Genomic DNA, 15,136 nt, shown 5'->3' with positions numbered 1-15,136 from the left:
AGTGTGTATTCATGAATTCCTCAATAGTGGTGCCATGAAGATAAAAACTACCCTTTTGTGGACACATCTTTCAGCAATTCCATTGATGCTGCTGCTTTTCCTGCCTCAGTTTCTAACGGGGCAGGTGCAGCTGTTCGAGCCGGTGAACCTGTCGAATGAGTATGGCCCATCGCGCGAGCAGCAGCTGGCCAGGGATGGCAACAGCCTGTATCTGGTGTGGAACAACTGGGGAGATATCCGTTTTCGAAAAAGCGACAACGGCGGGCTCAACTGGTCGGGCAAGCTCACACTTTACACCGGTACAGATTACGGCGCCAGCTATCCGGTGGTGGCGGCCAGCCAGGGCAAGGTATATGTGGCCTATTACCGCAACACATCCGGCAACAGCCAGATTTTTCTTGTGCGCAGCACCAACAATGGTCAGAGCTTTGGCAATGAGATCCAGGTGACCAATGCCATCCGCGGCGCCATTGTGCCACAGATAGCGGCAAGTGGCGACACAGTGGTGATTGCCTACGAAGACCGCGATATCAATTACAAGTATCAGATCTTTCTCATCCGCTCGGTAAACGGCGGAATTACCTGGTCGGCGCCCATACAGATTACCAGTACCAGTACTGCAGCACGTTGGGTGGCTTTGGCCATGCGCGGCCAGGAGATCTACCTGTTTTACAACGAACAAACCGGCCTCAATTACGACGACCTCGACCTGATGTTTACCAAAAGCACCGATTTCGGCCAAACTTTCAGCCCCGCAGCAAACCTCTCGCAAAACAAGGCCTACAATGCACGCATCAAGGCCAGGGTAATTGACCAGTCGCTGTATGTGGCCGTGCAGGCCAAGGGCGATCCCCTGCAATCGGACATCTTCCTTTATCGCTCGCACAACCTGGGTCAATCCTGGGAAACGCCTCTCAACCTGAGCCAGAACACCGGCAATTCGAGCCGGCCTGAACTATGGCTCGAACGAAACAGCCCCGGAAACCACCGCATCTATGTGGTTTGGTCGGATAAGACTTATTCGCAAAACGAGCGGGCTTTTCTGCGTTTCTCGAACGACCATGGCGCCAGCTGGTCGGAACTGATACAGTTTTCTCAGGACACCGAAGACGCTGCCTGGCCGGGAGTTGTCGCATTCAACGACGGACAAAAGGACAAGCTTTACCTGGTGTGGAATCGTCCCAACGACGGCACTTTTGTGTTTGAGGTCTGGGGGCGCCGGGCCGAAAATACACTCTCACAGATCGTTACCTTGAGTGGAACTGTCAAAGACCCTCAGGAAAATCCCATTGCCGGAGCCACGGTTTCCCTAAGTGGTTTTCTTAACTTTACCCAGCCTGATGGCAGCTATGCTGCCCAGGTGCCTGCCGGAACCTATAACCTGCAGGTGATGGCCCCTGGTTATCAGACCTATGGCAATCCAAACTTTGTTTTGAATCAGAACGCAATCCTTCATATTACCCTTCAGCCACTCAGTCCGGGAAATTATCCCCCGCATCTGCTCACAGCCAGCCTACACAATCTGAATCAGGCCGTGCTGGAGTGGGAAGCGCCGATCGGATTCAACTCGAGGGAGCTCAGCTACGATGATGGCGAACCCAACGGCTATTACTGGCCGGGCCAGGTCACCGGCAACGAATGGATGGCTGTGGCGTTTCAGCAAAGCCAAAACCTTGTGCTGCGTCAGCTGAAAGCCTACCTCATCAACAACGGTCAAAGCCAGCCGGTCTTGTTCTGGGTATTGGGCGACAACAACGGACTGCCCGATGCGGGAACGGTGCTGGGTGGACCCTACCTTATTCAGCTCAACGAAGATGGCTGGCAACGCATCCCGGTAAACATCCCGGTGCCTGCCGGAGCACGTTTCTACATTGCCTGCCAGTGGAACAACGGCAACACTTATCGGCTGGCCGGCGACCTCAACCAGCCCGATGGTTTTTCGTATGTAAAAAATAGTCCTGCTTCGCCCTGGAGCAGCATCCCCAATGCCGACCTGATGATCCGTGCTGGTGTGGCCGATGGGGACAAAAGCAGCAACCTGGTCATTGAACCTATTGGATATCAGGTATATCTGAATGGTCTGGCCCAGGGTGCGCCTGTTTCGCAACTTACTTACCAGTTCGACGAATTGCCTGTGGGCCAGACGCATCAGATTGGGGTGAGCGCTGTTTATCCCACAGGCGAATCGCCACAGGCAAGCCTGGCGCTGGAGGTGCCTGCACCTTTGCTTTTTCCGCCGCTTAACCTTACAGCCGACCTGTATGGGAGCCAGGCCATCAGGCTTAGCTGGGAGGCTCCAGCCAGCCAGGGCGAGTGGCTCAGCTGGGGAAGTGAACAAAATTTCAGTGCGGTGGGTGGCCCCTCGGTGCCGGTATTTGATGCAGCCATCCGGTTTACACCCTCCGACCTGCAAACCTACCATGGCATGTACCTGACCAGGATAGCTGCTTACCTTGCTGCCCAGGATTGCCAGATCTTCCTCAGGGTGTGGCAGGGAGGCAACCAGTATTACGCCGGAACTTTGCTCAGGGAACAGGCAGTGAGCGGCTGGATCAGCAACAGCTGGAACGAGTTTGAACTGGTAAATCCGGTGCAGATTGATGCCAGCCAGGAACTCTGGATCGGCTACAGGGTTATCAATACCTCCGGCGGCTACCCGGCTGGTGTGGACAACGGGCCGGCTGTGGCCTACAAAGGCGATATGCTGCTTTATGGGGCTAACTGGGTGAGCATGAGCGACTATTTTGGCTGGAACATCAACTGGAACCTCAAAGGTATGCTGGTAAGCACATCCAGTCCTTCGACCAAATTTGCCGTGCTCGAAACCAACAGTCCCGGGCAGGCTTATGGATTACCGGAAATTCGTCCGAACAGCGGTCCGCAACGCATCCCGGCTTTCAGCCAGTACCGCGTTTACCGCGATGCCCAGCTCATTGCCGCGGTCGATGCCGGCCAAACCATCTACGACGACGACATTTTGTCGGGAGGCGGCCTGTATTATGTGACCTCGGCCTGGGGCGAGTTTGAGTCGCAACCCTCCAACCAGGTGTTGTTTATTATCAGCGATTTATTTCAATTAGAAGCAGATGGAGCTTTTGAGCTTTTCCCGAATCCCGGAAGATTCGACCAGATCCAGTGGCGAATCACGGATCAGGACATGCGCTCCAGCCTGATGCTACTGGATGCAGGTGGCAGGCTGATTGCTGTGAAGTCGCCTCCGGCCAGTTCTGGTCGCCTGACTGACCTGTTCGACCTCAGAAATCCGGGCGTCTATCTGCTTCGGGTTTCCGTGGGCGGGAAGCAATGGCTGAAGCGGCTGGTGGTTTTGCCCTAAGCCTGATCCCTGACCTTATCCGGCGCAAGCAGTTTGTCGTAGAGATATAATCCTGCAATGGTTAGCACACCTATCAGGCTGAAAACCAGCCATAATTGGGCGGGCTGGTTGCGTTGCTCCACAAAATAAACATACAGATAGGCGCCCAAAATGCCTCCCACTCCGCTGCCAATCACACCATACAGGAAGGAGTAGCCCAGATAAAGCGCCTTCTTGTCGGGTGGCGCAATCAGACCCACATACGAAATAAACTTGGGGTGGGCGGTCATCTCGCCTAGGGAGAACAGGATCAACCCCGCTACAAACACCCACGCATGCATGCTCACGGCCAGCAATGCCATTCCGGCCGTGCCCAGTGCAATGCCGAAAATCATGGTGGGCAGGGCACGTGTGTTTTTTACGATGGACGAAACAACCAGCTGAAGGGCAATGATGGTTCCGGCATTAACAACTGTAACATGCTCGGCATCGAATTGCCAATGGATATCCAGGCCTATTGCTGCAAGTAGTCCGTTCACGGCATCGTTCACTGGCTGCATGTCCACCTTTTCGGTGAGGTACCACAGCACAGTATCGAACATCTGGAAGTACAGAATCCAGAACATGGAATAGATGACGATCATGGTGACAAAGCGGTAATCCTTGATTACCAGCACAATACCCTGCAACACTTCGGCCAGGCTGCGGGTGTTTTCAGGTCGCGGGGGTTCTTTGAATGCAAAAAGGTTGAGCAGCAGCAGCCAGCCTGTGCCCACTGCAGCCATGACGAAAATCCAGCTCCAGCCGATGCCTTTCAGGTAAGGCACCAGGATAAGCGGAAAGATAAAGGCGCCCAGATTGATCGACCAGTAAAATATACCAAAGCCGAGGCTGCTGTTGTGTTCGTCGGTTTCGCGGGCAATGGTGCCCGAAATGATGGGTTTGAAAATACCTGCCCCTACAGCCATCAGCAAAAGACTGGCAAATACAGCGGTATAGCTTGTCAGCTGGCTGGTGAGCAGGTATCCTGCACTCATCAGTGCAAAAGCCAGCATGAGCAGCCTGCGGTAGCCAAAACGATCGGCCAAAGCACCGGCCAGTATGGGAAGCAGATAAAGCAGGGGAGTGATGGTACTCTTGATCACTCCTACACTCTCCTTGCTGAAACCCAGGCCTCCGTCGCCTGGACCCATCACCAGGTAAACCGAAAGCACCGACATCACACCGTAATAGGAGCCCCGCTCGAAAAACTCCATCAGGATGGCTATCCAGTAATTCTTTGTAAAAGAACCAAATCCGGATTTCTTTCCGCTTTTTTCTTTCATGCTTCTGCGTTTGAAAATTGTGGCCGCAAGAAACGAAAAAATCTTTGTCAGGCCGGTATGTTCATTTATGGAGGAGTGAAAAGGCGATCTGATTTGCCGGTATATTGGCTGGCAACGGGGGAGGGGAGTTTAGAGGCCAAAATCATTTTTCAGCGCTTCGATGCCTTGTTGAAGCCTTTGTACGAGTTTTTGAATGCGTTGCGCTGCATCGGGTGGCAGTGCTTTGCCTGCCTGCTCCAGCAAGTGAATGGTTTCGAGCTGGTCGTCGAAACCAAAAATCTGGAGCGAGGTTTTTATTTTGTGCGATTCTTTGGCCAGGTTCTGATAGTCTGCCTTCTCAAAATGGGTTTGTATAAGTGTCAGGCTTTGGTTCACCGCAACGATAAACAGGGATATCATGTCTTTAACAACCTTCGGATCGGTGCCCACGTATTCGAAAAGGCGCGTCAGGTCGTAAATGTTGTTCCCGTTTTCGCCCTGGCTTTCCATCAGAGTTTGTTTTCTTTAAGCAGACGGTATATGGTGCTTTTCCCAATATCGAGCTTCTGGGCCACCAGCATCACATTGTTGTTGTATTTGTCGAGGTAGTAGCGGATGATCTTGCGGTTGTATTCGTCGAGTGTGCTTTCTTCGAACAGGAAATTGGTCGATATATTGGTGGCGTTGAACGAGATGTGATGTGCTTCAATTTTATTGCTGTCGGTGAGCACCGCGGCCAGCTCGACCACAGCTTTAAGTTCGCGCACATTGCCCGGAAAAGGGTATTCCATGAGTTTGCGCTGGGCGCTTTCGGTCAGGGTGATTTTGCCCAGCTTGTTCTCGCGGCAGAACTCGTCCACAAAATGCTTGGCCAGCAGGATGACATCGTTGCCACGGTAACGCAATGGCGGCAGCTCGATGGGAAGTCCCAGCAGCCTGTAGTAGAGGTCTTCGCGGAATCTGCCTTTCTGAACCTCTTCGGCAAGGTTGCGGTTCGATGCCACGATGAGGCGAACGTCGATCTTGATGGTCTCATTGCCCCCTATTCGGGTGAGTTCGCGTTCCTGCAGCACCCTGAGCAGTTTGGTCTGCATGTGCAGGTCCATATCGGCTATTTCATCCAGAAAAAGCGTGCCACCCTGGGCCTGTTCGAACTTGCCGATCTTGCGGGTTACGGCTCCGGTAAAAGCACCGCGTTCGTGTCCGAAAAGTTCGCTTTCGATCAGTTCGCCCGGTATGGCCGAAACATTGATGGCAATGAAAGGCTTCTTGCTGCGTGGTGAGTTATAGTGTATCGCCTTGGCAACCAACTCCTTGCCAGTACCTGTTTCGCCTGTTATCGAAACAGTGATATTGGTTTTGATGGCCTTTTCGATCAGGCCGAACACCGGACTCAGGGCTGCGCTGTTGCCTTTGATGACATTCCGGAACTCGTACTTCTTGCCGATTTCTTCCTTCAGGTAGGTGATCTCGCTTTTCAGTTCCAGCGTTTCGCGCACCTTGTTGATGATGTTCCACAATCGTTCTTTCACATCATCGTCTTTCTCCAGATAATCATAGGCGCCTTCACGCAGCAACTGCACGGCAGTCGAAACGTCGCGTTGTCCTGAAACAATCACCACAGGCAGCTCAGGATATTCCCGCTTAATGCTCCGCATCACGTCCAGGCCCGACATGTCGGGCAGGTTGTAGTCGAGCGAAATAAGGTTGGGCATGTGGTAAAGGTTCTTGAGGCACTCGCTTCCGCTGCGGAACAAATGCACTTCATTGTCGGGATTGTGCGACAAATGATGCCTGAGCATTTCGCCGAACAATAGGTCGTCTTCGACTAAGAATATCTTAAATGGCTCCATGCTTCACAACTCGGTTGATTGGTCTGGCAAAAAGAATAGGTTTTCTCAAAATGAGAAATTTTCACAAAAGTAAACCCTGTTTCTCCTGAACGCAAATTTTTTTAATGTTTTTTTTCATCTTTTCGTTGATGCACAGGTGGATATGATCAACCGGCACTTTCAGGGAAATAAGACATGGTGAGGATACATTGGCCATGCACCATATTCCGGAAATTGCCAATTTTGCCTGACCGGAAAAATGGAGCCGGGAGAAGTGGGATGAAAAACAAGATATGGGCGCCGGTATGGCGGCACTTTCCTGCCGTGATTTGGTTGCTGCTGGCCGTTAGCTTTGCGATGAGGGCATTTCTGGCATGGTGGCTCGAGTTGGGCAACGATGAGGTTTACTATTGGACTTATGCCCTGTATCCCGACCTCAGCCATTTCGACCATCCGCCCATGGTCGGCCTGATGATCCAGCTTTTTAGTGCGAATCTACTTTACGACAATGAGCTGTTTATCAGGCTATCGTCGGTTGTACTGATGTCGGTCAACACCCTGACCGTCTTTTCTATTGGTCGTTTGTTGCGCGGTGAGCGGGCCGGCCTCATCGCAGCAATGCTTTACAACACCTCGGTGTATGCTTTTGTGATTACCGGAATTTTCATTCTGCCCGATACGCCGCAGAACTTTTTCTGGCTGCTTTCGCTCTTGTTTTTGCTCAGGTTGTCGTCTTGCTCGCCTGAGCAGAAGTCTTTTGCCCGGCTGTGGCTGGCTTTCGGCCTGATGGCCGGCCTGGGCATGCTTTCCAAATACACCTCGGTCTTCCTGTGGTCAGGGGCAGCGTTTTTTGTCCTGCTCCACCGGCCGGCCTGGCTCAGGACGCCTTGGCCATGGCTGGCAGCGGCGCTTAGTTTTTTAGTGTTCCTGCCGGTTGTGGTCTGGAACTGGCAGAACGATTTCATCAGCCTGAGTTTTCATGGTGGCCGCGTTAGCCCGCAGGCTGGCCTGAAGCCTCAATTTTTTGCACGCGAACTGGCCGGACAGTGGCTTTACAACAACCCGGTTACTGTGGGTATCATCTGGGCAGCAATACTGGCCTGGCTGAGAAAGGTTTCATTTGCCGCATCCGAAAAAATACGGCTCATTGCGTTGGTGGCTTTGCCGCCTGTTGTATTGTTTCTGGCAATCAGTCTGTTCCGGGCCACCTTGCCGCATTGGACTGGGCCTGCCTATGTGAGCCTCATTCCGCTTGCCGCAGCATGGCTCGACAGCAAATCAGCCAAACCTCAGTTCCCCGGCATTGTATTTGTGGCAACGGCTTTGTTGTTGCTTGTGGTGTGGCTTGGGGCTTTTCATGTGAGGTATGGTTTGTTTTCGCCCACCAGGACGCAGGAGGCCTATCATCGTCTGGGAAAAGACGACCCGGGTTTGGATATGTACGGTTATCGTCAGCTTTTACCCGAATTTTCAAGAATACGTGTCGAACAGCTCGAATCGGGCAGTATGGCTAATGAAGCCGGACTGGTGGGCGAAAACTGGTTTCCGCTGGCCAATTACGATTATTACATTGCCAGGCCGCTGGGTTTGCAGGCATTCGGAATAGGTGAACCTCATCGTTTGCATAAATATATGTGGATCAACAGGTTGCGAGGTGGGCTCCGGCAGGGAGCCGACTATTGGTACCTCACCAACAGCCGCGATTACAAGCATCCGGCCGAAATCTACGGCCCGATGTTTTCCGAAATCATTGCCGTGGATACGGTGACCATCATGCGAAACGGCAAGCCTGCAAAGCGGCATTTCGTTTTCATACTGAAAGATCTCAGGCAACTGCCACCAGATCCGCTGGAAAAATAAAAAACCCGGTGATAAGCCGGGTTTGAAAATTTATTCAGGGAAATGTCAACCGCACTTCGAATATCCGCACGACTTGCAGGTGAGGCATCCATCCTGATAGACCAGGCTGTCGGTGTCGTTACACTCGGGGCATAGTTTGCCTTCGGCCCGGGTTCCGTCGGGGATGTAGCGCTTGAGCGCCCTGACTACGCCGTTTTTCCAGGTGTTGATGTTGTCGGTATCGAGGGTAAGGTTTTCGACCAGTTCAATCACATAAGGCAGCGGCATGCCGTGGCGCAGGATTCCTGAAATCAGTTTGGCGTAGTTCCAGAATTCTTTGTTGAACGAGCGCGACAATCCTTCGATGGTTACTTTGTAGCCCTGCTTGTCTTCGAACTGGAAGTCGTAGCGTGCTTTTTCGCCTTTGTTTTTTTCGCGGATCACCCAGCCGGTTTCCACCCATGGTGGCAGGTAGAAGTCGTCGGCCTTACCGGTGAATATTTCGTAGGGTCGTCCGTTGAGTTTACCTACCACGGCAATCCATTTTTCGTAATTGTTCTGGAAGCGTACCACGTCGGCTTCGAGACGTTTGGGCCGCGGCGGGGCGTTGGTTTCCCTGAATTCGGTTTCGTCTTCTTTTTTCTTTTTCTTGTCGTCGTTGCTGATCAGCACGCCCGAGCGCGAGCCGTCGCGGTAAATGGTCATGCCTTTGCAGCCACTTTCCCAGGCCGTCTGATAGATCTTGCTCACCAGTTCTTCGGTCACATCGCTGGGCACGTTCACGGTAACGCTGATGGAATGGTCAACCCATTTCTGGATGTCGCCCTGCATTTTCACTTTACTCACCCAGTCGATGTCGTTTGAAGTGGCTTTGTAATAAGGCGACTTGGCGATGATGGCCTTGAGCTTGTCATCGGGGTACGATTTTACTGCGTTTACGTCGTATCCGTTCACTTCGAGCCAGGTTTCGAAACGCGGGTGGAACACATTGTATTCTTCCCAGGAGTCGCCCACTTCGTCCACAAAGCTCACTGTGACGTTGCGGTCGTTGGGGTTCACCTTGCGCCTGCGTTTGTAGCTCACCATAAACACGGGTTCGATGCCGGAGGTGGTTTGGGTGAGGATGCTCACGCTGCCTGTCGGGGCGATGGTGAGCATCGAGATGTTGCGGCGGCCCACCCGGGTCATCTTTTCGTACAATTTGGGTGCACTTTCGGCAATCCTGCGTATGAAAGGGTTGTCTTTTTCGCGTTGGGCATCATAAATTTCAAATGCGCCGCGCTCTTCGGCCATGTCAACCGATGAGCGATACACTTCGAGTGCCAGCAGCTTGTGCACTTCGGTGCTGAAGCTGATGGCTTCGGGCGAACCGTAGCGCAGTCCAAGCGCGGCCAGCATATCGCCTTCGGCGGTTATGCCGATGCCTGTGCGGCGTCCCTGAAGCGCTTTCTTCCGGATGTTTTCCCACAATCTCAGCTCCACGCCTTTCACCTCGAGCGACTCGGGGTCATCAAGAATTTTTTGGATGATGGCATCAACTTTCTCAACTTCCAGATCCACAATGTCGTCCATGATGCGCTGGGCAATGCGGGCGTGTTTGGCAAAGAGCTCGGCATTGAAAGAAGCTTCGGGTGTAAAAGGCTTTTCTACATAACTGTAGAGATTGATGGCAAGCAGGCGGCAGCTGTCGTAGGCACAAAGCGGGATTTCGCCGCAGGGGTTGGTGCTCAGGGTGCGGAATCCGAGATCGGCATAGCAATCGGGTATGCTCTCGCGGATCACGGTATCCCAGAACAGAATGCCAGGCTCGGCCGATGCCCAGGCGTTGTGGATGATTTTGTTCCAAAGTTTGCGTGCATCAATGTCCTGCACAAACATAGGATTGTCCGAATCGATGGGATACTGCTGCCTGAATGGCTTGTTTTCGACCACAGCCCACATGAATTCGTCGGTGATGCGCACCGACACATTGGCGCCGGTAACTTTGCCTGCTTCCATCTTGGCATCAATAAACCGCTCAGCGTCGGGGTGTTTTACACTTATGGTAAGCATGAGGGCGCCCCGGCGGCCATCCTGAGCCACTTCGCGCGTGCTGTTGCTGTAGCGTTCCATGAAAGGTACCACACCGGTTGAGGTAAGTGCACTGTTTTTCACAGGACTTCCGGTAGGCCTGATGTGCGAAAGGTCGTGGCCTACACCTCCGCGGCGCTTCATCAGCTGAACCTGCTCCTGGTCAATCTTCATGATTCCTCCGTAGGAATCGGATGGCCCGTCGTTGCCGATAACGAAACAGTTGGACAGGGACGACACCTGAAAGTCGTTGCCAATGCCGGCCATCGGACTTCCCTGAGGCACGATGTAGCGGAAATCTTTGAGCACTTCAAAGATTTCATCCTCCGACATGGGATTGGAATATTTCTTTTCGATACGGTGAATTTCGGCAGCCAGGCGCCTGTGCATATCGTCCGGTGTAAGCTCGTACAGATTGCCCAGGCTGTCCTTGAGGGCATATTTGTTCATCCATACGTTGGCAGCCAGCACATCACCTTTGAAATATTCTGTGGCGGCACGAAGCACTTCTTCATGGGTATAAGTCTTTTTGGGCTTTGGTTTGGGAGCCGGCGCTTCGGCAACCGGGGATCCCGCCAAAGTGGATGCCTCCACGGTCTCTTTCACTTCCCTGAGTTCAGTTCTCATACGCAGTTCCTTTAGTTTTTCGTAGAAAGGTTGATCTTTTTGTGATTGTTCTTTTTGCTGAATATCAGAAGTTTCCAAATCCGAAAAGAGGTTTCGTTCCATGGCCAGGGTAGGTTTGCTTTTTGAATACGCTGTAATTCAGCAGGTTTTTTAATTATTACTTGTCAGTTGATTTTGCCCGAAAGGAAGCGCAATATATATCAGTTTTGCCGCAGGCTGCCCGACAAAATTTTAACAGGATTTTGTTGATAACTTCGCTTATTCAGGCCAAATGAGCGCTTCAGGCTATCCCAGAACGCATGTTAATTTTTTCAAAGCATGTTTGGCATGGGGTGCGACGGAGGAAGCTCAGTCGAACAACATCCGGATTGCAACGGCTAATAAGCTGATAGCGAATATTTTACGAAGCATATCTCCGGAGATGTTGAGGGCCAGCTTCGAACCAAACCATCCGCCGATGAAAAAGGCAATAGCGATCAGGGCGGCATACCGGATGTTGAGTGCGCCTGCTTTGTAATAGTTGATTGCAGCCATCAGGCCGATGGGAGGTAGCATGATGGCCAGGGAGGTGCCCTGGGCGGTATGTTGGTCGAGGTGAAGGAGATAGATGAGCGCCGGGATGATGATCAAACCACCGCCCAGGCCGATCATGCCGCTGAAAACTCCGGCAAACAGGCCAATGGCTATCAATAAAAGCGCTGTACTCAGGGTCATGCTTCGAAATGGTTAGAAATCAAGGTTAAACGACAGGTAGAACAGGGGCTTACCCAGTTTTCGGTCTTCCACACCCCAGGCCACATCGCCGCGCACGAAATAGCCCAGCAAGGTGGTACGGGCACCAAATCCGAATCCGCCCACCAGGGGTTCTTTCTGAATCTGAACCGAAATGTTAAGCGGGCCACTCGTTACATAGCTGGTATATAGCGAGTTGGAGGGATCGTACGGGTTTAGTCCTGCCCAGGCCAGGCCAAGATCGCCAAAGGCCACGAGCTGGAAGTTGCGCACAAAGTCGGAGCTGATCGGATTGTTGAGCAGGTAGCTGAACACCGGCAGGCGCAGCTCGGTATTGGCCAGCAAAAAGTTGTTGCCGTTCCGGATGTTCTGGTTAAACCCGCGCATATTGGTGGCCAGTGTCTGATAGCGGTAGTTTTGTTTGCGGTCGATGGGGGTGGACTGGTCGAAGCGGGGAATGAGCCATCCGTCCACACCGCCCATGTAATAAATGAGCTTGTCCTGTCCGAAAGAAGTGCTTCCGGCCAGGCGTCCTGCCCAGATGAAATTGCGGTGAATGCGCTCGTAATGGCGGTAGTCGAATCCCAGGACGCTGAAGTTGCGCTGCTCGGGCAGCACCATCTGGTAATATTCCCCAAATATTTTCCATCGCCGGCCGGTGAACAGGTTCATGCCCAGCTGTCGGGTATTGTCGAAAGTGAGCTCGGCCCTGATTCCTGCCCAATGGTCAAACTGGTTCTTTTTGCTCAGCGAGGTTTGATCGGTGGCCAGCCATACCGTCATGTCGTTGCGGTAGAATGCGCTTCCACGGAAGGAGAGGATTTCGCTGAACGGCCAGGTAAGCGAATAGACACCCTGATGGATATGGGTGCGGGTAAACTGGTCAGCCTCCTCATCAAAGTTTTCGAGGGTATTGCGATGCAGTACGATTGTGCGGTCGAGCCTGTGCTTCAGGTTGTTGAATATGAAAACATATTCGTTGTTGATCAGGCTCGAATTCAGGCGCACCCCTCCGCTGATGCGATAATCTTCGAGCAGGTCGGTGAGGTTGATGCCGGTGAGCACATTGAATCCGGGGTTGAGAAATATGGGGCTGCCCCCGCCGGTAAAAGGTTGGTAGCTGCGGTTGATGTAGGAAAAGTCGATCTGTGTGGTGAGGGCATCGTAGAAATATTCCACCAGATAAATACGTCGCTTGGGCTGCCTGAACTGGTCGGTACGTTGTTCTTCGGTGCCCTGGTTGAGCAATGCCAGTCGCTGGCTGCCCGAAATGCCAAAAGCGCCCTGACGTGCAGGTGAGGGGCTTTCCAGGGTGTCGGAGGGCATTTCGGCCGGTCGGAACACGCTTCTGAAATGTTTGCGGCTTTTTTGTTGTTGTCCGGTTTGCATGGTTTCGCGCTCCTGCTGCTCTACGATTGTTTGCATAAAAACGGAGCGGCTTAGTGCCTCGGCACCCGGATCGAGTTCTTCGGGCCTGAGCCTGAATATCTTATCATACCTGCCGTCGCGTGCAACGGCCATATATTCGCCCACAAGAGCCGATCCGGTGAAGTAGGAAAGGTTGGCGGTGAAGTTGGTCAGCTGCTGTGTTTCCAGAAAGTAGCGGTAGTGCACGGTGGTATCCACATAAGCAATGGCGCTGTCGAATCGGCCGGTGAATATGTTGCTGAAGCCAGTTTCGTTGCTCAGGAAATAAATCAGTCCCGGCCCGGCAAGGGTGGTCTGGGTTTCGTTGGCCAGAGGAGTATCGGTGAGCCGGATGAGTTGGTTCGAACGCCTTCTGACATCGTAGGCAAACAAATCGAAAGTGGCTGGTCTTAAGGTGTTTTCGGGCTCACGTTCTGATCGCAGCAGGGGTTCCGGACGGTTCGAACTGAAGACAATCCGCTGGTCGCGTTCAGTGAAAACAGGAAATAGGTCGGTGTAGAAATCGTCGGTGATCTGTGTCCATGAATTCGATGCCAGGTCGAAGATGTAAATGTCCGGCTTGCCCTGGCGCACGGCCGACATGGCCAACCGCCGGCCATCGCCCGAGTAGCTGATGTGTGTTACTTTTTGAAAATCATACAGGTTGCGTTTGTCCAGGCTGCGGTCTTCCAGATTGTACAGGTAAAGGTGGATCCGCCCTTTTTCCTCGAGCACAAATGCCAGAATGTTACCCGAAGGGTGCCAGGCAGTCAGCGGAAAAGAATCGTCGATTTTCTCATCGGTGCTGTATCCGCTGCGAAACATCACACGACGTTTTCCTGTGCGCAGGTCCTGGAGGTACATGCGAATGCGGCCCTCGTCGCTGCTCACGTAACTCAGATAATTGCCGTCGGGACTAAAGCTTGGCCGGATAAACCTGCGGTAGGTACGGTATTTCAGTGGCAGTGGCTGACCAGGCAGGCGTATGTTGTGACCTTTGTACGATTGTTCGTAAAAACTGAACCAGTCTTTTGCCAACTGCTTGAATTTTACCCCGGTTACTGCCTGAAAGCCACTCTGGATGTTTCGGCCGGACTGGGTAAGATGCACCACGTCGGGTATGGCCGATGCGCCATAGGTCTTTTCGATGAAGCGCCAGAACGAATGACCGGCAACAAGGGCATCCTGACCTTCGATGCGATTGAGCTTCCGAAAACGACCCGACGTAATTCCCTGAAACATAATGCCGTCAAGCTCTGTGTTCCAGTCTTCCGAAAGGTACGACAGCAAGCCCTTCATGTACCATTGAGGCAACCTGAGCAAGGTGGCATTGCGGATTTGTGAACCCAGGCTGCCGCCAAACATCAGCTGATTGATCAGAATGTCTGCGATGCCGGCACGGATCTGGCGCTCGAAATTGACATAATTTCCATCGAAATACACAATCACCTTGCTACCCACAATATGGGTGATGCCACCTACATTATAAGTTTGCTGCGAGGCCAGGCCAATATTGCTTTGCTTGAGATCGCCCAGGTTGTTGAATATCACAAACTGGATTTTTTCGCTGAGTGTGGTTTGCAACCGCCGTTCCATCAGCGGAATCTGTTGGTCGGCATAACGTGCTGCGTAAAGGGCAAGCTCGCTGCCATTGAGGTAGAAATAGGTGTCGAACTTGTCGAACTGATAGAACGACCAGATCGTTTCGCCCCACTGGATGCGGTTTTTCCCGAAATCCATCTGCGAGCCGCTGTAGAACTGTGCAACCGCCGGCAATCCCTTGATCAAAAGCACAATAAGCAGCATCAACAGGCGAAACCTGTTGCAGGTGCAGCTGGCTGAGCGGGTTTCTCGAAGGGCAGAATGCATGCAGTGATAAACCTGAAATGGCGCCACTAAAGTAATACAAATCGGTCATTGCATCCGATGCACCGGCACTGCAACAGAGGGCACTTGCAGAGCAGCTGCAACAGTTTGGGCCAAAATGTGTTAATTTGCAAAATACCACATGC

Annotated in this window: 8 protein-coding genes; 2 read left to right on the top strand and 6 right to left on the bottom strand. The window is 52.6% G+C overall.

All coding sequences use genetic code 11. The features are described from left to right. The first annotated feature begins 34 nt into the window (after positions 1-34). A complete protein-coding gene (locus IPM52_08430) occupies positions 35-3,334 on the top strand; it encodes an exo-alpha-sialidase (GenBank protein ID MBK9291637.1) in 3,300 nt (1,099 codons plus the stop codon). Here the strand turns inward: IPM52_08430 and IPM52_08425 are convergent. From IPM52_08425 to IPM52_08415, 3 genes are all read right to left on the bottom strand, one after another. Continuing rightward, positions 3,331-4,638 (bottom strand): MFS transporter, encoded by a 1,308-nt coding sequence (locus IPM52_08425; GenBank protein ID MBK9291636.1) that lies wholly within the window; start codon positions 4,636-4,638, stop codon positions 3,331-3,333. The genes IPM52_08430 and IPM52_08425 overlap by 4 nt on opposite strands. A 129-nt stretch (positions 4,639-4,767) precedes the next feature. Next, complete coding sequence (locus IPM52_08420) at positions 4,768-5,127, bottom strand: Hpt domain-containing protein (protein MBK9291635.1); 360 nt, start codon at positions 5,125-5,127, stop codon at positions 4,768-4,770. Continuing rightward, positions 5,127-6,470, bottom strand: a complete 1,344-nt coding sequence (locus tag IPM52_08415; GenBank protein ID MBK9291634.1) for a sigma-54-dependent Fis family transcriptional regulator — start codon at positions 6,468-6,470, stop codon at positions 5,127-5,129. The genes IPM52_08420 and IPM52_08415 overlap by 1 nt, the downstream gene beginning before the upstream one ends. A gap of 258 nt (positions 6,471-6,728) precedes the next feature. On the opposite strand from IPM52_08415, the gene IPM52_08410 reads away from it, so the two are divergent. After that, the gene (locus IPM52_08410; protein MBK9291633.1) at positions 6,729-8,309 is read left to right on the top strand and encodes a glycosyltransferase family 39 protein; all 1,581 of its coding nucleotides are present in this window, start codon (positions 6,729-6,731) and stop codon (positions 8,307-8,309) included. A 45-nt stretch (positions 8,310-8,354) separates the two neighbouring features. Here the strand turns inward: IPM52_08410 and IPM52_08405 are convergent, their stop codons facing one another. From IPM52_08405 to IPM52_08395, 3 genes are all read right to left on the bottom strand, one after another. Then, the gene (locus IPM52_08405; protein ID MBK9291632.1) at positions 8,355-10,985 is read right to left on the bottom strand and encodes an adenosylcobalamin-dependent ribonucleoside-diphosphate reductase; all 2,631 of its coding nucleotides are present in this window, start codon (positions 10,983-10,985) and stop codon (positions 8,355-8,357) included. 348 nt (positions 10,986-11,333) lie between these two features. Beyond that, the gene (locus IPM52_08400; protein ID MBK9291631.1) at positions 11,334-11,693 is read right to left on the bottom strand and encodes a sulfite exporter TauE/SafE family protein; all 360 of its coding nucleotides are present in this window, start codon (positions 11,691-11,693) and stop codon (positions 11,334-11,336) included. Positions 11,694-11,711: 18 nt separating this feature from the next. After that, entirely contained in the window at positions 11,712-14,993 is a 3,282-nt protein-coding gene (locus IPM52_08395; GenBank protein MBK9291630.1) for a PD40 domain-containing protein, read from the bottom strand. Positions 14,994-15,136 lie beyond the last annotated feature (143 nt).

The organism is Bacteroidota bacterium, assembly GCA_016715945.1.
Lineage (GTDB): Bacteria > Bacteroidota > Bacteroidia > Bacteroidales > F082 > JALNZU01.
Note: the sequence above shows the minus strand (reverse complement) of the source record. Positions and strands in the feature narration are given on the sequence as shown.